The sequence below is a fragment of the Actinocrispum wychmicini genome (assembly GCF_004345645.1).
GTDB classification, from domain to species: domain Bacteria; phylum Actinomycetota; class Actinomycetes; order Mycobacteriales; family Pseudonocardiaceae; genus Kibdelosporangium; species Kibdelosporangium wychmicini.
Window position 1 is genome coordinate 530767 of sequence record NZ_SLWS01000006.1, and the last position, 19453, is coordinate 550219.

Annotated in this window: 16 protein-coding genes; 4 read left to right on the forward strand and 12 right to left on the reverse strand. The window is 69.1% G+C overall.

All coding sequences use genetic code 11. The annotated features are described in order from the left end of the window. Nucleotides 1-61: 61 nt before the first annotated feature. From EV192_RS28700 to EV192_RS28730, 7 genes are all read right to left on the reverse strand, one after another. Nucleotides 62-1105 carry a 3-isopropylmalate dehydrogenase gene (locus EV192_RS28700; RefSeq protein ID WP_132120794.1) on the reverse strand — a complete coding sequence of 348 codons (1044 nt, stop codon included), beginning with the start codon at nucleotides 1103-1105 and terminating at the stop codon, nucleotides 62-64. Nucleotides 1106-1230: 125 nt separating this feature from the next. After that, nucleotides 1231-4416 carry a S8 family peptidase gene (locus EV192_RS28705; protein ID WP_132121504.1) on the reverse strand — a complete coding sequence of 1062 codons (3186 nt, stop codon included), beginning with the start codon at nucleotides 4414-4416 and terminating at the stop codon, nucleotides 1231-1233. Nucleotides 4417-4659: 243 nt separating this feature from the next. After that, the gene (serA, locus tag EV192_RS28710) at nucleotides 4660-6261 is read right to left on the reverse strand and encodes a phosphoglycerate dehydrogenase (RefSeq protein ID WP_132120796.1); all 1602 of its coding nucleotides are present in this window, start codon (nucleotides 6259-6261) and stop codon (nucleotides 4660-4662) included. An 84-nt stretch (nucleotides 6262-6345) separates the two neighbouring features. Next, the gene (locus tag EV192_RS28715; protein WP_132120798.1) at nucleotides 6346-6624 is read right to left on the reverse strand and encodes a DUF397 domain-containing protein; all 279 of its coding nucleotides are present in this window, start codon (nucleotides 6622-6624) and stop codon (nucleotides 6346-6348) included. 53 nt (nucleotides 6625-6677) lie between these two features. Then, a complete protein-coding gene (gene ilvC / locus EV192_RS28720; RefSeq protein WP_132120799.1) occupies nucleotides 6678-7691 on the reverse strand; it encodes a ketol-acid reductoisomerase in 1014 nt (337 codons plus the stop codon). A 32-nt stretch (nucleotides 7692-7723) separates the two neighbouring features. Beyond that, nucleotides 7724-8230, reverse strand: coding sequence for an acetolactate synthase small subunit (gene ilvN, locus EV192_RS28725; protein WP_132120801.1), 507 nt, complete (start codon nucleotides 8228-8230; stop codon nucleotides 7724-7726). A 1-nt stretch (nucleotide 8231) separates the two neighbouring features. Continuing rightward, nucleotides 8232-10064, reverse strand: a complete 1833-nt coding sequence (locus tag EV192_RS28730) for an acetolactate synthase large subunit (protein WP_132120803.1) — start codon at nucleotides 10062-10064, stop codon at nucleotides 8232-8234. Between the two features lie 276 nt (nucleotides 10065-10340). Here EV192_RS28730 and EV192_RS28735 point away from each other — a divergent pair, with 276 nt between their 5' ends. Further along, on the forward strand, nucleotides 10341-10730 hold the full coding sequence (locus EV192_RS28735; RefSeq protein ID WP_165960651.1) for a PH domain-containing protein: 390 nt from the start codon (nucleotides 10341-10343) through the stop codon (nucleotides 10728-10730). A 77-nt stretch (nucleotides 10731-10807) separates the two neighbouring features. Further along, nucleotides 10808-12652, forward strand: a complete 1845-nt coding sequence (ilvD, locus tag EV192_RS28740) for a dihydroxy-acid dehydratase (RefSeq protein WP_132120807.1) — start codon at nucleotides 10808-10810, stop codon at nucleotides 12650-12652. A 51-nt stretch (nucleotides 12653-12703) separates the two neighbouring features. Here the strand turns inward: ilvD and EV192_RS28745 are convergent, their stop codons facing one another. From EV192_RS28745 to EV192_RS28755, 3 genes are read right to left on the reverse strand one after another with little or no spacing between them, the layout of a single operon-like run. Then, a complete protein-coding gene (locus EV192_RS28745) occupies nucleotides 12704-12955 on the reverse strand; it encodes a hypothetical protein (protein ID WP_132120809.1) in 252 nt (83 codons plus the stop codon). Further along, nucleotides 12956-13285 carry a DUF6247 family protein gene (locus tag EV192_RS28750; protein WP_132120811.1) on the reverse strand — a complete coding sequence of 110 codons (330 nt, stop codon included), beginning with the start codon at nucleotides 13283-13285 and terminating at the stop codon, nucleotides 12956-12958. It abuts the gene before it with no gap. Between the two features lie 40 nt (nucleotides 13286-13325). After that, nucleotides 13326-15704: an LGFP repeat-containing protein gene (locus tag EV192_RS28755; RefSeq protein ID WP_165960652.1), complete on the reverse strand. Its 2379-nt coding sequence runs from the start codon at nucleotides 15702-15704 to the stop codon at nucleotides 13326-13328. 121 nt (nucleotides 15705-15825) lie between these two features. On the opposite strand from EV192_RS28755, the gene EV192_RS28760 reads away from it, so the two are divergent. Then, complete coding sequence (locus EV192_RS28760; RefSeq protein WP_132120815.1) at nucleotides 15826-16773, forward strand: 2-hydroxyacid dehydrogenase; 948 nt, start codon at nucleotides 15826-15828, stop codon at nucleotides 16771-16773. Here EV192_RS28760 and EV192_RS28765 read toward each other — a convergent pair. After that, nucleotides 16757-17464 (reverse strand): DoxX family protein, encoded by a 708-nt coding sequence (locus EV192_RS28765; RefSeq protein ID WP_243727125.1) that lies wholly within the window; start codon nucleotides 17462-17464, stop codon nucleotides 16757-16759. The two genes, EV192_RS28760 and EV192_RS28765, sit on opposite strands and share 17 nt — an antisense overlap. Nucleotides 17465-17513: 49 nt before the next feature. Beyond that, nucleotides 17514-18428: a 2-hydroxyacid dehydrogenase gene (locus tag EV192_RS28770; protein ID WP_132120817.1), complete on the reverse strand. Its 915-nt coding sequence runs from the start codon at nucleotides 18426-18428 to the stop codon at nucleotides 17514-17516. Between the two features lie 58 nt (nucleotides 18429-18486). Between EV192_RS28770 and EV192_RS28775 the strand changes: the two genes are divergently transcribed. Further along, nucleotides 18487-19449: an alpha/beta fold hydrolase gene (locus EV192_RS28775; RefSeq protein WP_243727126.1), complete on the forward strand. Its 963-nt coding sequence runs from the start codon at nucleotides 18487-18489 to the stop codon at nucleotides 19447-19449. Nucleotides 19450-19453 lie beyond the last annotated feature (4 nt).

A 19453-nucleotide genomic window follows, 5' to 3' on the forward strand; every position in this document is an offset into this window, starting at 1 on the left:
TGAGGACACGCGCGGGCCAAACAGGTCGCCGTCACCTACCGTGACGGCGACCTCGTGGGTACTACGCCGTTGTCCGGGATGTGTTCGAGGAGACCAGGGCGGCCAGGCGGTCGCCGATCGCGTACGTGCCTCCTGGTGCGGCGTGGTCACGGGTGGCCAGGTCGAAGGCCACCGACGCCTCGATCCGGCGGGCCGCCTCCCGCTCACCCAGGTGGTCCAGCAGCAGAGCCACCGACAGCACCGCGGCGGTCGGGTCTGCCACGCCCTGGCCGGCGATGTCCGGGGCGCTGCCGTGCACCGGCTCGAACATGCTCGGGTTGCGGCGGGTGATGTCCAGGTTGCCGCTGGCCGCCAGGCCGATCCCGCCGGTCACGGCCGCGGCCAGGTCCGTGAGGATGTCGCCGAACAGGTTGTCGGTGACGATCACGTCGAACCGGCCGGGGTCGGTGACCATGTGGATCGTGGTCGCGTCCACGTGCTGGTAGGCCACGGTCACGTCCGGGTGCTGCAGCGACACCTCCTCCACCACCCGGGACCACAACGACCCGGCGTGGGTGAGCACGTTCGTCTTGTGCACCAAGGTCAAGTGCTTGCGGGGACGGGCCGCGGAACGAGCGAAGGCGTCCCGCACCACCCGCTCCACCCCGAACGAGGTGTTCACGCTGACCTCGGTCGCGATCTCGTGCGGCGTGTCCTTGCGCAGCAGGCCACCGTTGCCGGCGTACAGGCCCTCAGTGCCTTCCCGGACAACGATCATGTCGATGTCGCCGGGGTCGTTGAGTGGGCTGCGCACGCCCGGGTACAGCCGGGCCGGCCGCAGGTTGACGTGGTGGTCCAGCTCGAACCGCAGCCTCAGCAGCAGCCCGCGCTCCAGAATCCCGCTCGGCACCGACGGGTCACCCACCGCCCCGAGCAGAATCGCGTCGTGTTCCCGGAGCTCACCGAGGACCGACTCCGGCAGCAGCTCACCTGTCGCGTGCCACCGAGCGGCGCCGAGGTCGTAGCGCGTGATCTCAGCGGCCGGTACGACCTCGCCGAGCACCTTGAGGGCCTCGGCGATCACTTCGGGCCCGATCCCGTCACCGGGGATCACCGCGAGCCGCATGCACACACCTCCGTGGATACAGGCCCTGACATCGGGCCACACAGTTCAGGGAAGGCTACCCGCACCGGACGGATCATCCGAACCTCGACCACTCTTATGAGGTCCCTCTTTCGGTGCAGCCATTCTCAACCGATGGGAATGCGCACCACCGTAGCCCTGTTTCCGGTGCCGTTGTGATGGTTGAGTACCAACAGACCTTCCGCGTCGTCCCGGGACAGGGCGGCCTTGTCCCGGAATACGGACAGCGCGGTGCCCGGCTTGGCGGTGTAGACGAGCGCGTCGTCACCCTGTCCGGTGACTCGCAGGCCGGGTTTCAGCGGGTCGAACGTGACCGGCTGGATCCGGTCGACCAGGCCGGTGTCGTCGCCGGGGGCGGTGTAGAAGCCGGCCACGCCCACGGTGTACGTGATCCGCGCGGACGCCTTGGTCGGGTCGATGCCGATGGCCTTGAGCGGGACGGGCAGCACCGCGACGTTCGTGTCGAACACGTCGGTGTCCACGTCGCCGAGTAGGCCGTTGAGCGGGACACGCGCCACGGACGGGTGGCCCGGCTTGGTCAGGTCCACTGTGTTCACCACCCAGACGTCGGTCCCGGTGAGCTTCGTCACGATCGCCTCGAAGTCGGCTTTGCCGTCCCCGTCGGTGTCCATGTCCACGTACGGGACCGTGTTGCTGCCCAGGTTGTACCAGTTGCCCCAGGTGGCGATCCCGAACGCGACGAGCGCCTTGTTCGGGGTGCCGTGCTCGACCGCGTACCGCGCTGTGGACGCGACACCCACGTACCTGAGGTCGCCCCCTTTGGCCGTGTTGTTGACGACGCAACCCTTTGTGACGTTCCGCCGGCACATCGGCAGCTGCGGCGAGGTCGCCTGCAGTTCGAGGACGCTGATCAGCGACTGGTACGCCGACGGGCCGTCGCCCTGGTCGACGCCTTTCCCCCGCAACGGCAGCAGCGCCTGCTCGCGGCTGTCGAACGCGACGACGGCGTCAGTGGTGATCCGGCCGATCGGACGCGGCGCCGAGTACACGGGCACACGCAGGGTCGCGCCCTGCCGTGGCGTGAGGACGAGCAGGCCCGACGCGTCGGCGATGAACTGCCGCGGCAGCCCGTTCTGGGTACGCGCCACCGTCGGGTCAAGGGTCTTACGAAGTGCCGTCGGGTCGTCGACGCGCAGGGTCACCGCGACCGGCACGGCACTGTGCGGGTTCACCCAGATCGGGCCGTGGGTGAGCTCGTAGCGGACCCCCGGGGTCTTGGTGATCTCGTGGTAGGCCACGGCGAACTCGGCCGGCACGGCCCCCTTGTTCACCACCCGGACGGTCCGGGTCATCGACATCCGCCCGGCGACTTCGACCGTGCCGAACGACACGCTCACCGCGCCAGGGGTGTCCGTCACCATCGCGAGCACCTGGTTGTCCACAGCGGACTGGGCGTCCACCCGGCCGGCGCCGACCCGTTCCGGCGCGAGCGGCAGGCCGTCCGGTCCGGTGTGGACGTCCCCGTCGGCGGTGTTCATCACCGCGGCCTTGAGCTCCTCCGGGGTCCAGTCCGGGTGGGCCTGGTGGACCAGCGCGGCCACCCCGGTGACGTGCGGCGCGGCCATCGACGTCCCGCTGATCACCAGGAGCTGGTTGCCGCTGCCGCGCAGGGCGGACGCGATCGTGTCGCCCGGCGCGGCCACGTCCGGCTTCACGACCGGACCGCGCACGCCCCGCGAGGTGAACGTGCTCGGCGTGTCGTTGATCTCCGGGGACATGGTCTTCAGGCTGGCCCGTTTCGCGCCGGCGAGCCGGACCTGCAACGTCCCCGCGCGCAGCGCCGGCAGCAACACCCGGGTGGCTGTGCCGGTGAACTGGAACATCGGCAGGTTGTCGGTGCCGGCGATGCCCGCGGCGAACTGGTCGGTCCCGGACGGCAGCACCGCGCCGGCCGCCCCGGCGAGCTTGGCGTTGCCGCCGCGGACGGTCGAACCGCACTTGCGCTTCGCGTCGTTGTCCTCCCAGTCGAGCCAGACGACCTTGCCCGCGACGACGGCCTTGTCGGCGTCGGTGAACGGCCGGCAGCCGTCCAGATTGGACTGGTCGGTCAGCCGGACGACCGGTTTGGTCAGGTCGAGGCTGTCCATGCCGGTGTACGCCACGCTGTACTGGCCGCCCTCGCCGCCGACGACGTCCGCGGGGGCCGTCACGTCGACCGCGTCCCTCAGCACGTACGGATCGCGTGTGCTGGCGACTGTGAGGGCCTCAGGGGTGTTGCCCGGGGCGCCGCCGATGTCGTACACGTCGCCGCCGTTGCCGCCGGAGATGACCGCGAGGACGTTGTTGCGGGCGAGCTTGCGGACGAACATGTTGTCCGGGTCGTCCGGCGCGCCGAAGTCGCTGCCCAGGGACATGTTCACGACGTCCAGGTGGTCGGCGAAGTCGCCGTCGCCGTCCGGGTCGAGCGCCCAGTCCATCGCCGCCGCGGTCAACGCCGTGGCACCGTGGCAGCCGAAGATCTTGATGGCGTACAGCAGGGCCTTCGGCGCGGTGCCGGGGCCGATCCGCATGTCGGACAGTGCCTCCGGGGTCAGCTTCGGGTAGTCGCCGCGGAACGTGCTGCCGTCCGCGTTCACGCCGAAGCCCGCCGCGGTCCCAGCCACGTGCGTGCCGTGCTCGCCACACGCCAACGGGTTCGGGTCCGGTGCGGGCGTGGCCGAACCGGAGGCACCCGACGAGTCGTATCCGTCGCCGGCGAGGTCCGTGCCGCCGACCACCTTGGCGGTCGGGAAGTACGCCGGGTCGACCTTGGTGCGGTCGATGGCCTGGTACGCCTGGGCGGTGCCGGGTCCACCGAAGTCGGCGTGGGTGTAGTCGACGCCGTCGTCGATGACGCCGATCCGGACCTGGTCGCCGAGCTTGCCGTACCGCTGCCAGGTGGCGAGCGTCTTGGTCACCTGGACCGCGCTGGCGTTGGTCCGCTCCTTGGGGACGACCGCGCTCACCGACAGCACCTCAGGCCGCGCGGCCAGGTCACGGATCGCGGCGGCGTCGCCGGTGACGACCATGCCGGCGACCGCGTTCTTGGTGCTGTACAACAGTTTCGCCCCGGCATCGCGGGCTTCGAGCGTGCCGGCGAGGGTAGTGGCCACGGTGGTGCTGTCCTGGGCGGCGCTCCGGGCCGCGAGCGTGGCCTTGTCCCGTCCCTGGGCGACGGTCTGGTTGTAGACGTCGACCGCGGCCGGCTTGTCGAACTCGACGAACGCGGTGGTCCGGCCCTGCGCGGGCATCCGCTCCGAAACCTTGTCGTCCACAGACAGCGGTTCCGCCATCGGCACGCCGCGGGCAAGCGGATATCGCGTGTCGCTGGCCGCGGTTCCCGCTGTGGTCACGCTGGCGACCAGCACGATCCCCAGCACCGTCACGATCGATCGCCGGACAACCGGACGCCTGCTCGCCCCCACGCCACCGCCTCACTCTCCGCACCTGACAGACCTCGGAGAGCAACTTAGCGGGGGAAGGGACCTGGCGCCCGCTGTGTGCCCCCAACGAGGCAACACAGCGGGCGAACGTACTCAGGCGTCGAAGGTGACCGCGCGGACTGTGCCGGCGCCGACGCTCAGGCCGATCGAGTCGAGCACCGTGCTGTCCACCGGACGGTCCACACGCAGCAGCATGAACGCGGCCTCGCCGTCGATGTGCTGGCTGATCTGGGCCGCCTCGATGTTGATGCCGGCCTCGCCGAGCAGGGTGCCGACCGTGCCCATCACGCCCGGCCGCTCCGGGTACTCCAGCAGCAGCAGGATGCCTTCGGCGCGGATGTCGAAGCTGCGGCCGTTCAACCCGACCAGCTTCTCCACCTGGGCGATGCCGGACACAGTGCCCGACACGGTCAGCGCCGCGCCGTCCGCGTAGACCGCGCGGACCGTGACCAGGCTGCGATACGCCGCGCTCTCAGGCTCCTTGACGATGTCGACCGCGACACCGAGCTCCTCGGCCAGCCGCGGCGCGTTCACGAACGTGACCTGCGACTCGACCACGCCGTGGAACGCGCCCCGCAGGGCGGCCAGCGCCAGGATCGAAACGTCCTCATTGGACAGCTCGCCGCGGACCTCCACGGTGATCGACGCGGGTGTCCCCGACCCGAGCGCGGCCAGCACCAGGCCCAGCTTCTGGGTCAACGGCAGGTACGGCCGGACCTCTTCGCCGACCGCGCCACCGGCGACGTTCACCCCGTCGGGCACGAAGTCGCCCCGCAGCGCCAGCAGCACCGACCTGGCCACGTCCGTGCCGGCGCGGTCCTGGGCCTCCGCGGTGGACGCGCCCAAGTGCGGCGTGACGACCACGTTGGGCAGGCCGAACAGGGGGCTCTCGGTGGTCGGCTCGGTCGCGAACACGTCGATGCCCGCGCCGCCGACCTGACCGGTGCGCAGGGCCTCGGCCAGGGCGTCCTCGTCGATCAGGCCGCCGCGGGCGGCGTTGACGATGATCACACCCTTCTTGGTCTTGGCCAGCCGCTCGGCGTTGATCAGGCCCTTGGTCTCCGGGGTCTTGGGCAGGTGCACCGAGATGATGTCGGCCCGCGCCAGCAGCTCGTCCAGCTCGACCAGCTCGATCCCCAACTGCGCGGCACGGGCCTGCGAGACGTACGGGTCGTACGCGATGATCGTGGTGCCGAACGCGGCCAGGCGGGCGGCGAACAGCTGCCCGATCTTGCCGAGGCCGACCACACCCACGGTCTTGCCGTTGACCTCGACACCCGCGAACGAACTGCGCTTCCACGCCCCGCCCTGCAGGCTCTGGTCGGCGGCCGGCACGCGGCGGGCGACCGCCAGCAACAGCGCGACGGCGTGCTCGGCGGCCGAGACGATGTTGGAGGTCGGCGCGTTCACCACGAGCACACCGCGCTCGGTCGCGGCCGGGACCTCCACATTGTCCAGACCCACCCCGGCGCGGGCCACGACCTTCAGCTTCTCGGTCGCCTTGAGGACCTCCGCGTCCACCATGGTAGCGGAGCGGACCAGCAACGCGTCGGCGTTCGCCACCTCGGCCAGCAGTGCGGACCGGTCGGTTCCGTCCACATGCCGGACTTCGACCTCCTCGCCGAAAACGTCCAAAACGGACGGCGCCAACTTTTCGGCGATCAGCACGACAGGTCGACCGGTTGTTGCAGTCACGGCAACGACTCCAAGCTCGCTCTACGGGGACTCGCGTGAGTCTAGGGCCTGGTGTCGGCGGTACGGGAGCGATTCAGTTAGACGTCACGTCCAGGGCTCGTCGAACTCTCCCGCGCGCACACCCTGCAGAAACGCGTCCCATTCCGTGGGAGTGAACACCAGGACGTCGCCGTCGGGATACTTCGAGTTGCGCATCGCCGTGTACGTCACGCCGTCAGTGTGGGTGACCGTCGTGGTTTCGACGTACTCGTCGTCAGGATCCGCGTCCGGGTCGGCGTACCGCGTCCACTCCGCGTCGGTGAGGTCGAGGTTGCCCCGAACATGCGCCTTGTCGTCATAGATGGGCGCGCTGTCACTGGCCATGAACGCCAGGTTATCCCCCGCCCGCCGACGGCCGGGCGGGGGAACACCTTGGGTTACGCCGTTTCAGTGATCGGGCGGTCGACCCAGGACATCAGGCCGCGCAGCCTGCGGCCGACCTCCTCGATCGGGTGCTGGTCGCCCTCGGCCTGCAGCTTGGTGAAGTTCGGCCGGCCGGCGGCGTCCTCGCCGACCCACTCAGCAGCGAACGAGCCGTCCTGGATCTCCCCGAGGATCTTCTTCATCTCCGCCTTGACCTGCGGGTTGATCACGCGCGGGCCGCGGGTGACGTCGCCGTACTCGGCGGTGTCGGACACCGAGTAACGCATCCGGGCGATGCCGCCCTCGTACATCAGGTCCACGATCAGCTTCAGCTCGTGCAGGACCTCGAAGTACGCGATCTCCGGGGCGTAGCCGGCCTCGGTGAGGACCTCGAAACCGGTCTGTACCAACGCGGACGTGCCACCGCAGAGCACGGCCTGCTCGCCGAAGAGGTCCGTCTCGGTCTCTTCCTTGAACGTCGTCTTGATGACACCCGCGCGGCTGCCGCCGATGCCCTTGGCGTACGCCAGCGCAAGCGCCTGCGCGTTGCCGCTCGCGTCCTGCTCGATCGCGATCAGGCAGGGCACGCCCTTGCCGTCCACGAACTGGCGGCGGACCAGGTGGCCGGGGCCCTTCGGGGCGATCATGAACACGTCGATGTCGGCCGCCGGCTGGATCAGGCCGTAACGGATGTTGAAGCCGTGCCCGAAGGCGACCGCGTTGCCCGGCTTCAGGTTGGGCGCGATGTCCTCGTCGAAGATCTTCTTCTGCTTGGTGTCCGGGGCGAGGATCATCACGATGTCCGCCTCGGCCGCGGCCTGCGCCGGGGTCAGCACGCGCAGGCCCTGCTCCTCGGCCTTGGGCCGGGACTTCGAGCCCTCCGGGAGTCCGATTCGGACGTCCACACCGGAGTCGCGCAGGGACAGCGCGTGCGCGTGGCCCTGGCTGCCGTACCCGATCACCGCGACCTTCTTGTCGTGCAGCACACCAAGGTCGGCGTCGTCGTCGTAAAAGATCTCGACACTCATCAGCTGTCTCGTTTTTCCTTCGGTAGTTTCGGTTATCGCACCGCGGTGGCGGTGATCGAACGGGGGCCGCGGCCGATGGCCACCATGCCGGACTGCACCATCTCACGGACCCCGTACGGCTCCAGCATCCGGCGCAGCGCCTCGATCTTGTCGGACGTCCCGGTCGCCTCGATGGTCAGCGCCTCCGGCGAGACGTCGACGACCTTGGCCCGGAACAGCTGCACGGTCTCCAGGACCTGGCTGCGCACGGTCGCGTCGGCCCGGACCTTGACCAGCAGGAGCTCCCGCTGGACGGCCACGTTCGGCTCCAGCTCGACGATCTTGATCACGTTCACCAGCTTGTTGAGCTGCTTGGTGACCTGTTCGAGGGGCAGCTCGTCGACCGCGACCACGATCGTCATCCTGGACACGTCCGGATGCTCGGTCGGGCCGACCGCGAGCGACTCGATGTTGAAGCCGCGCCGGGAGAACAGCCCCGCCACCCGGGCGAGGACACCCGGCTTGTTCTCCACCAGCACGCTCAGGGTGTGTTTGGACATGTCAGATCTCATCCTCGTCGAACAACGGCCGGATGCCTCGGGCGGCCATGATCTCGTCGTTGCCCTTGCCGGCCGCCACCATCGGCCACACCTGGGCGTCCTTGCCGACCACGAAGTCGATCACCACCGGCCGGTCGTTGATCGCCATGGCCCGCTTGATGGTCGCGTCGACCCCCTCGCGCGAGTCACACCGCAGCCCGGCGCAGCCCAGCGCCTCGGCCAGCAGCGTGAAGTCGGGGATGCGGTGCTTGTGCGTGCCCAGGTCGGTCTGGGAGTACCGCTCGGCGTAGAACAGGTTCTGCCACTGCCGGACCATGCCAAGGTTGCCGTTGTTGATCACCGCGACCTTGATCGGCGCGCCCTCGATCGCGCACGTCGCCAGCTCCTGGTTGGTCATCTGGAAGCAGCCGTCGCCGTCGATCGCCCACACCTCGGTGTCCGGCTTGCCGAACTTGGCGCCCATGGCCGCCGGCACGGCGAAGCCCATGGTGCCGAGGCCGCCGGAGTTGATCCAGGTGGCCGGGTTCTCGTACTTGATGAACTGGGCGGCCCACATCTGGTGCTGGCCGACACCCGCGGTGTAGATCGCGTCCGGGCCGACCAGCTGGCCGATCCGTTCGATCACGTACTGCGGCGACAGCGTGCCGTCGGACGGCCACTCGTATCCGGCCGGGAACGTCTCGCGCCACCCGTCGATCTGGGCCCACCAGGCGGTCAGGTCCGCGTGGCCGCGCTCCTGCTCGGCCTTCACCGCGGTGACCAGCTCGGCGATGATCTCCTTGCAGTCGCCGACGATCGGCACGTCGGCCTTGCGGTTCTTGGAGATCTCGGCCGGGTCGATGTCGGCGTGCACGACCTGCGCGTCCGGCGCGAACGACGCGAGCTGGCCGGTGACGCGGTCGTCGAACCGGGCGCCCAGGGTGATCAGCAGGTCGGACCGCTGCAACGCGCCGACCGCGGCCACCGAACCGTGCATACCCGGCATGCCGAGGTGCTGCCGGTGCGAGTCCGGGAACGCGCCACGGGCCATCAGCGTGGTCACCACCGGGATGCCGGTCAGCTCGGCCAGCTCCTTGAGCTGCGCGGACGCCTGTGCCTTGATCACGCCGCCGCCGACGTACAGCACCGGCCTGCGGGCGTGCGCGATGAGCTTCGCGGCTTCCCGCACCTGCTTGCCGTGTGGCCGGGTCGTCGGCCGGTAGCCGGGCAGGTGCATCTCGGGCGGCCAGGCGAACGAGGTGGTCTCCTGGAGCACGTCCTTGGGGATGTCCACCAGCACCGGGCCGGGTCGGCCGGTGGCGGCGAGGTGGAACGCCTCGGCGATCGTCCGCGGGATCTCCGCCGGATCGGTGACGAGGAAGTTGTGTTTGGTGATGGGCAGCGTGATGCCGCAGATGTCGGCTTCCTGGAACGCGTCGGTGCCGATCAGCTGCCGGCTCTGCTGGCCGGTGATGGCCACCACCGGCACCGAGTCCATGTTGGCGTCGGCGAGCGGCGTGACCAGGTTCGTCGCGCCCGGACCCGAGGTCGCCATGCAGACCCCGACCTTGCCCGTGGCCTGCGCGTACCCGGTCGCGGCGTGGCCGGCGCCCTGCTCGTGGCGGACCAGTACGTGGCGCACCTTGGTGGAGTCGAGCAGGGGGTCGTAGGCCGGCAGGATGGTGCCGCCGGGAATGCCGAAGACCACCTCGCAGCCGACCGCCTCAAGCGACCGGACCAGTGCCTGGGCGCCGGTGACACGCACCGGCGCACCGGACGGCGGTGCTGGTTTGGGCCGGTTCGCCGAGGATGGCGCTCCGGGTTTGGCGGCGGGTCGCGATGTTGCGCTCGTCATCGGTTCTGCCTCGTGGGTCGGTGAGTTTTGTGGGGTCCGGACACGAAAAAACCCCCGCCGACCGGATGGGTCGCACGAGGGTCGCGCGTCGACGGGTCAGGTGTGTCCTAAGCGTCGACGCGCTTGGGAAGTACGAGACCGATCGGGTTGAACATACCGCCACCGTAATGGCGCTCGCGCGCGTGCGTCAAATCTGCGGGACAGTCTTCCCGAATAGTGGACCCGTTCGAGGGACCCGGACGCATGCTCCGATCACGCGGGGTGCACCATTTCGGAGTGGCTGAAACAGTGCGCAAAGTGGTGTTCCGGCTCCCGCCGACCGCGAACCTCGCGCCGCTCCTGCTCATCGTGGCGGCGACACCGTTCGCGTTCGCCGCGCCGTACCTGTGGCTGATCTACATCGTGCCGCTGGCGGTCATCGTGTGGATCGTGCGCAACCGTACGACCGTGGACGTCGAAGGCCTGTACGCCCGCAGCACGTTCTCGCACCGCGCGCTCACCTGGGACCAGTTGGTCTCGTTGAAGGTGGAGAAGCGCGGCAAGGTGTCCGCTGTGGGCACCGACTCGGTGGTAACGCCGTTGCCCGGCGTGCGACTGCGACACTTGTCACTGCTTTCGCGAGTCAGTGACGGGCGAGTGCCCGACCTGTCCCGGTCGGCGGAGTAGCCTCGTAGCCACCGCGCTGTTGATCGTGCCCACCAGGCATGCACTGTTCGTTCTTTGGGAAAGACTCTGGAGGGGCTGTGCCGCAGCTGCGCTCCCGCACCACCACCCACGGCCGTAACGCCGCCGGAGCCCGCGCGCTCTGGCGCGCGACCGGGATGACCGACTCCGACTTCGGCAAGCCGATCGTGGCCATCGCCAACTCGTACACCCAGTTCGTGCCCGGCCACGTGCACTTGCGTGACCTGGGCGACATCGTCGCCGAAGCGGTCGCGGAGGCCGGCGGCGTCGCGCGTGAGTTCCACACCATCGCGGTCGACGACGGCATCGCCATGGGCCACAGCGGAATGCTCTACTCGCTGCCGTCCCGCGAGATCATCGCGGACTCGGTGGAGTACATGGTGAACGCGCACCAGGCGGACGCGCTGGTGTGCATCTCGAACTGCGACAAGATCACGCCGGGCATGCTGAACGCGGCCATGCGGCTGAACATCCCGACGGTGTTCGTGTCGGGCGGGCCGATGGAGGCGGGCAAGGCGGTCGTCGTCGACGGCGTCGCGCAGGCGCCGACCGACCTGATCACGGCCATCGCGGCCTCGGCGAACAGTTCCGTGTCCGCCGAAGGCCTGTCGCTTGTGGAGCAGTCGGCCTGCCCGACCTGCGGCTCCTGTTCGGGGATGTTCACCGCGAACTCGATGAACTGCCTGACCGAGGCGCTCGGCCTGGCGTTGCCGGGCAACGGTTCCACATTGGCCACCCACGCGGCGCGCCGCGCGCTGTTCGCGCGGGCGGGCACGACCGTCGTCGAGCTGGCCAGCCGCTGGTATGGCTCTGATGACGCCTCGGTGTTGCCACGCTCGGTGGCGTCCCGTAAGGCGTTCGAGAACGCGATGGCGTTGGACATGGCCATGGGCGGCTCGACCAACACCGTCCTGCACGTCCTCGCCGCCGCCCAGGAGGGCGAAGTCGACTTCACCCTGGCGGACATCGACGCCATCAGCCGCAGGGTGCCGTGCCTGTCGAAGGTGTCGCCGAACTCGGACTACCACATGGAGGACGTCCACCGGGCCGGCGGAATCCCGGCGATCCTCGGCGAACTCGACCGCGCGGGCCTCCTCAACCGCGATGTGTACACCGTACACAGCCCGTCGTTGCCGACCTGGCTGTCCGAGTGGGACATCCGCTCAGGCAACACCTCCGCTGAGGCCGTGGAACTGTTCCACGCGGCACCAGGCGGAGTGCGGACAACCCAGGCGTTCTCCACCGCGAACCGCTGGTCCTCTTTGGACACCGACGCCGCCTCCGGCTGCATCCGGGACGTCTCCCACGCCTACACCGCCGACGGCGGCCTGGCCGTGCTTCGCGGAAACCTCGCGGTCGACGGAGCCGTCATCAAGTCCGCGGGCATCTCCGAAGACCTGTTCCACTTCCAAGGACCCGCGCGGGTGGTGGAAAGCCAGGAACAGGCGGTCTCGGTCATCCTGGGCAAGCAGATCCAACCCGGCGAAGTCCTCGTGGTGCGCTACGAAGGCCCCGCGGGCGGCCCGGGAATGCAGGAGATGCTGCACCCCACGGCCTTCCTCAAAGGCGCCGGCCTCGGCAGCAAATGCGCCCTGATCACCGACGGCCGGTTCTCCGGCGGCTCGTCCGGCCTGTCCGTCGGGCACATCTCCCCGGAAGCGGCCGGCGGCGGAACCATCGGCCTGGTCCAGGACGGCGACCAGATCCTGATCGACGTGCGCGAGCGCAAACTGGAACTCCTGGTGCCCAAGGAAGTCCTCGCCGAGCGCCGCGCGAAAATGGAGTCAAGCGAACGCCCTTGGCACCCGGCGGACCGCGACCGTCCAGTGACAATGGCCCTCCGCGCGTACGCCCACATGACCACGGACGCCTCCACCGGCGCCGTCCGGCGGGTCCCTTCCTGACAAAGGTGCGGCGTCTCCGGGCCACCGGAGGCGCCCCACTTTGGCGTTGGGTCAGCCGAGCCAGATCACCTGCAGCAGATCCACTCTGCGCTGATCCTCAAGAATGAGGTAAGTGGCCAGGCCCAAGCCCTGGCCGAAGGCAAACGTCCGGACCGGGCCGTCCGGATTGTTCCCGTTCAGGGCGTCGCCACTCCAGGGCTTCAGCTCGAGCAACATCCGCAGCTCCGCGAAGGGCGCCAGCGCCTCGGTCGGTAGCCGGTCGATCTGCCGCTGGACCGACTCGTCCGTGGTGATCTGGTACACCTACATGCCAGCCTTGGCCCGGCTCACCGACAGGGGTTCGTCGGCGGGGACCGGCTCGCCGGTCAGCAACTCGGCCGCCCGGCGCACCACTCGCCGGAAATCCTGAGGGTCCTGCTGGATCAGGGCGGCCCGCCGCCATCGCTCAAGGGTCTTGAACAACTCCGTGAGGTCAAGGCTTTCCCGGGCGTCGCCGAGTGCCCGCTCGTACTCAGTGTCGAACTTCGCCCGGTCCTCGGACAGGAGGGCCGCCCGGATGTCATGCGGCGACGCACCCGGTCGCAACGGATGCCCACTGCTCGGTTGCTCGTCGTAGGCGTAGGTCGCGGTCATGCCCGACACGATAGCCGCACCGACCGACAACGACGATTCATCACCGGTAGGACACCACGGGGTTCAGCGGGTCGCGGTAGTCCAGCACCCGGTCGCCGATGTCGATCAGGCCGTCGTGGTTCCCGCTGGTCATGGTCGTGCCGGCGACCAGTGGTGCGGTGCCGAAGTCGCCCAGGTAACGGCCGTCCGACCAGGTGACCAGACGCTCGTAGTTGCCGCCGCTGGGGGTTGTCAGGCGGAACGTCACGGTGTGGCCGTCGGCCAATGTGACCCCGTACTCCTGTTGGGGGTTGAGGCGTTCCGGCAGGTTTGGGTTGGCGGCCAACGTTCGGTTCACGAAGTCCCAGAAGCCGATGTTCGACGCTTCCACGGCGTGGACGAAGCCGGCGGTGCCGTACTGCGGGGCGCCGTCAACGGGCGAGCCGTGGATCACCACGGAGAACCCGAGGTTCCCGCAGGCGGGGACATTCAGGTTCAGGAAACGCCACGGGCCGGACGTGTACTGCTGGGCGCAGTTCGACCACATCTGTGGCACCTGCAGGTTCAGGCCGCACGCGAAGCCGCCCTCGACACACGTGTTCACGTTGCCGCGGCCCGTCGGTGAACTGTTGCTGTAGCCGTCGAAGCGGATGAAGTTGTCGCGGTTGGTGTTGGCGCGTGTGGGCATGAGCGTTGTCGACTGCACGGAGCCGTAGTTCTCGTTGGTGCCGAGACGGTCGTACCACTCGTCACGCCCGTATCCGCTAGGTAGCCATACGCCGCCCGCAGAGATCAGGTACGACGGTGACGACGAGTAGATCTCGACACCCGGTGCCGCGTCGTCCGGCGAGTAGCTCAGGCGGGGGCGGTTGCCGTGGTAGAAGGTCTCCTGTGTGGTGCCTTTCACCATCGCGTTACGGATCGCGCTGGCCGGTGGCAGGTAGCTGGACAGGCCCACCATCACCGACTCGCCCGCCCACCAGTCCGGGATGGTGCCGCCGAGGTTGCCGCTCAGGCCCGTCCAGAACAGGAAGAACGCGGTCTGTGGGTCGGACGGGTTGCCGTAGTACCACTGGTTCGCCGCGTCCGTACGGGACGTCAGGCGGCGGAACGGCCCGGCTCGGCGGAGCTGGTTGCTGGACAGGGCGAACTTCGACGTCGTGTAGTCCAGCACGACCTGGGCCGCGGTCCGGATCGCCGGGTCACGCGCGTAGTCGTACAGGTTGAACAACGCGTCCATCGAGTACCGCTGATACGGCCGCGCGTTGTACTCCATGAAGTCGAACTTCGCGAAGTTCTGCAGGTTGCGCAGCAGGTACTCGCGCATCCCGTTGGCCACGTTGTCGAACGCCGGGTTGCCGGTGGCGTCCCGCAGCTTCTGGTTGGCCAGGTACCTCGCGCTTTCGATGAGCAGCCGGTGGTTCTCCGACTCCGGCAGGTCGATCAGGCCGCACACCGGGGTCTTCTCGTCGTCCGTCGAGTGCGCGCCGTTCTCGGTCATCAAGTCGTGCAGCACGTGCGTCCGTGTATCCGGGTACAGCAGGTCCCAGTACCGGTACGCGACGACCATCAGTCCTTTGAGGAACGTGTCGTAGTCGCCGTTGCGCGAGCAGATCGGGGTGTCGAACGACGACCCGGTCGGATGCGGCCACGTGTTGCGCAGCGCCTGGTTGACCAGGTCGATGCTCGGTATCTGACCACGGCAACGGTAGCCGGTGCCGAACCGTCGCACCAGCTCCAGGTGCGCCGACATCAGCAGGCCCTCGTTCTCGCCGGCGTTCGAGCCGCCCGGGTTGAGCACGCGCGTACAGGCAAGTTGTTGCACCGCGGCGAGACGGCGTTGGTCGAGTCCGTCGTAGGCGTGCGCCGGGTCGGTCGCGGACCAGGCCGCGATGTTGATCGGACCGGGCGGGCCGACGTTCGCGCCGACCGGGATCGTCCACTGCTGCCGGCACGTCGACGAGCCGATCACGTGCGTGTCACAGCCTTCGACGATGGTCGACGACCAGCCCGAGCCGGTGTCGAACTCGAAGTGCCCGCCGGTGCCGCCGTTCAGGTCCCGCTGCCCCTGGTTCTGCCCGTTCAGGTCCCAGCGGACGACGAACTTGTCGTAGCTGAACGGGTTCGTCGGCCCCCAGTCCACGACCACGTGGTTGGCGATGTAGTACATCGACACGACCATCGCGTCGCCCTGGCTGGGCGTCCACGCGATCTGGCCCCACTGGAACGTCTGCAGACGGCCGGATCGGCCGGGCACATCGTGTTCCACCTCGGTGGCGCAACCGAACGCGCTGCCCTCGGCGCCCAACTGCGTCCACCGGGCGCCGATCAGGCCGTACGGGGTGATGCCGCACGGAGAGGCGGCGGTGGCGACGGTCGTGGCCGACACCATGCCGAGCAACACCAAGGGAATGGTCAGCAGAACGCGCAGATGTCCCATCTGGCAGTCTCCCGGTCGCAGGATTTCCGGCTGTCGGGTCATCGTTCAGTGACGGTCAGCCCACCGCGAAGGGACCACGTACCCAGATCCGCCGGGAATCTCTCCCGGCGGCTATCGTCGCCTGGTGTTCGACGTCTTGGTGACCCGGGTGATGGTCGACGAAGCCATGCGTGCCCTCGACGGCCGGTGCGAGGTGGACGTGTACACCGGGCCGCCCGAAGCGATTCCGTACGACGAGTTCCGCGCGCGGGCGCAAGGAAAACACGGGTTGTTGACGATGGTGTCCGACCGGGTCGACGCGGGCCTGCTGGACGCGGCCGGGCCACAGTTGCGGATCGTCGCGAACCACGCTGTCGGCTACGACAACATCGACGTCGACGAGTGCACCCGGCGTGGCGTCATGGTCGCCAACACGCCGGACGTGTTGACCGAGGCCACCGCGGACCTGGCGTGGGCGTTGATCCTCGCCGCGGTGCGCCGGATCGGCGAGGGCGACCGGTTCCTCCGGGCGAAGACACCGTGGATCTGGGGGCCGCGGATGATGCTCGGCTACGACCTGTACGGCAAGACCTTGGGCATCGTGGGGTACGGCCGGATCGGTCAGGCGACCGCGCGGCGGGCCGCCGGGTTCGGCATGCGGGTGATCCACCATTCCCGGTCCGGCGGGCACTCGTTCGACGACCTGGTCGCCCAGGCCGACGTGATCTCGGTGCACGCGCCGCTGACCCCGGAGACGCGCCATCTGTTCAGCACCAAGGTGTTCCAACGGATGAAGCCGACGGCTGTGCTGGTGAACACCGCGCGCGGTCCGCTGGTGGACGAGGTCGCGCTGGCCGAAGCGCTGCGCGGCGGCGAGATCTTCGCGGCCGGGCTCGATGTCTTCGAGCGTGAACCGCTGGTGGAGGCGGCACTGTTGGCGTTGGAGAACGTCACCATCGTGCCGCACCTGGGCAGCGCGACCGTGGAAACCCGGACCGCGATGGGTCTTTTCGCCGTGGAGAACCTGCTCAGCGGCCTCCACGGCGAACGTCCCCGTGGACTGGTCAACGACGTCAACGAAGCACGATGAGCGTCAGTACGCACAGGCCGGCCGCGACGAGCAGCATGAACAGCCCGAGCGGCACCGGACGGCGGCCCCACGGCGTCGGCCGGTCCAGCGACACGCGTCCCGGACCGGTGAACAGGAGGATGAACGCGCCCGAAGCCAGCAGTGCCTCGCGTTCGAAGCCGACCGGCGGGTCGAAGAAGCCGCCGCTCCACTTCAGGTAGATCACGTTCGCGGCCACCGCCAGCACCGCGGCCGCGCCGACCGGCGTGAACAGGCCGAGCACCAGCAGGGCGCCGCCGACCAGCTCGCCGATCCCGGTGATCCAGGACAGCAGGGTGGTCTGGCTGAACCCGAACGTGCCGAGATACCGGGCGAACCCGTCGATGCCCAGCCCGCCCCACAGCCCGAACAGTTTCTGCAGGCTGTGCGCGACGAACGTGCCACCGATCGCGAGCCGCAGCACCAGCAGGCCGACGTCCATGCCGCCGTGCCACGTGTAGCCGCGCCGGGCCGGCTCGTCGTCGGCCGCGGGCTCGGTCGGTCTGGACAGGACCGTGGTGGTGGAGCTGTCGTAGCCGCCGGTGTCGAGGTTGCCATAACCGCTGTCCTCGGGCTCGCCGAGCCGGTGGGCACCGGAATAGCCGGCGCCGCCACCCGAGGAGTACACACCTGGGTAGCCGCCCGGGTCAGTGGGGTGGTCGTCGGTACTCACGGCGGGCAGCGTATTGGATGCCGCTCCTGAACGCTCGCGAAAGTTTCGCTCAGTACTCTCCGCGCACGAGGTTGTCCGGCTCTTTCCCGGCCGCGAACTGCGCGATCTGCTTGGCCGCGACGGCGTAGGCGCGGTCGAGCTGGCCGGTGACCGTACCGGCGACATGCGGGGTCAGCAGCAGGCCAGGGGCCGTCCACAGTGGATGATCGGCGGGCAGCGGCTCGGGTTCGGTGACGTCGAGCGCGGCCCGGAGCCGGCCGGCGGACAACTCGGCCAGCAGCGCGTCGGTGTCCACGACGACACCGCGGGCGGCGTTCACCAGGATCGCGCCGTCCGGCATGAGGGCGAGGAACTTCGCGTCGACCATGCCCGTGGTCCGGTCCGTGAGCGGCACCATCAAGACGACGGCGTCGTGGGTGCCGAGCAGCGACGGCAGTTCGTGCACCGACCGCACTCCGTCGCGCGCGGTCGTGCCCACCAGCGTGACCTGCGCGTCGAACGGTTCGAGCCGTCGACGCAACTGCCGGCCGAGGTCCCCCGCGCCGATGACGAGCACCTTCTTGCCCTGCAGCGTGTCGGCCCGGTGGAATGCCCATGTGCGTGCGGCCTGGGCGTGGTCGAAGTCACGCATGTCCCGGTAGATCGACAACAACGCCGCCACGACCCACTCGGCTGTGCTGCCGCCGTGGGCGCCACGACAGTTCGCGAGCTGTACGCCTTCAGGCAGGGCGCCGATCCACGCTTCGGCGCCGGCGGACAGCAACTGCACCAGCCGCAGCTTCGGCAGCAGCGGGACGATCGCCTTGGCGTGCGCGCCGCCCGGCATGCCGGGAATCAGTACCTCGGCCTCGTCGCCGCCCGGCGGCAGCGGTTCACCACGGTCGAACCGGAGCAGGTGTACGCCTTCGACGCCCCCCAGAGCGGCCATTCCGTGATCGTCAGGTACCAGAACGGTGATCGCCATGAAAACAACAGTAGGATCTGTCGATTTCCGGATGCCGACTCGGGCAGACTCTGCGCTGATGCACGAACACGACGTGACCTCGTCGGACGGCACGAGGATCCGCGGCTGGCGCACGGACCACCCGGGCCCGCCCGTGCTGCTGTGCCCCGGCCTGGGCACCATGCCCGAAGTGTGGCCCGCGTTGCTGCTGCCTTCCGCGGGTGTCCGCGTGCTGTCCTGGTATCACCGCGGCACCATGGGTTCGGAGCGGCCGAAGGACCCGAGCCGGATCGAACTGGCCGACCACGTGGCCGACGCGCTGGCGGTGATGGACGCCGCCGGGATCCGCCGCTGCGTGGTGATGGGCTGGTCAGTGGGGGTGATGGTGGCCGCGGAGCTCGCCCGCCGCCATCCGGAACGGGTGTCCGGCCTGTTGTTCACCGCGGGCGTCCCCGGTGACCTGTTCGGCGCGATGCTCAGCTCGTTCGGCATCCCGTCGGTCGTCCGACGCGCGATCACGCTCGGCGGCACGCACGCGCTGCGCGCACTGTCGCCGCTCGTGGACGCGATCCTGCATCGCGTGCCTGTGAACACCCTCACAGCGACCATCGCGCAGCACAGCGGACTGATGCTGCCGGGCGCGGACACCCAGGTCATCGCGTCCGTCCTGGAACGCTTCCTCCAGCACGACTGGCGTTGGTACTTCACACTGGCGTTGGCGGTCGGGTCGGTGCCCGCGCGGGAACTGCACGGCATCACGTGCCCGGTGACGGTTCTCGCCGGCAAGTACGACGTCCTGGCGTCACCGGACAAAGCGACGAAGCCGGTGGCGATGCTCCCCCAAGCTCGGGTCCGGATCGTCCCGACCAGCCACTTCCTGCCGTTGGAGGCACCGGATGCGGTCATCGAGGAGCTGCTGCTGCTGCTGCGCCGGGTGCGGGCCGTGGAGCGGGCGCGCGAGCTGGCCAGGCCGCCCGCCCGGGACCCGATCGACGCGTTGATCCCACCTCCGCTTACCTACGGTTCACGGCTGCGTTCCTAACCTC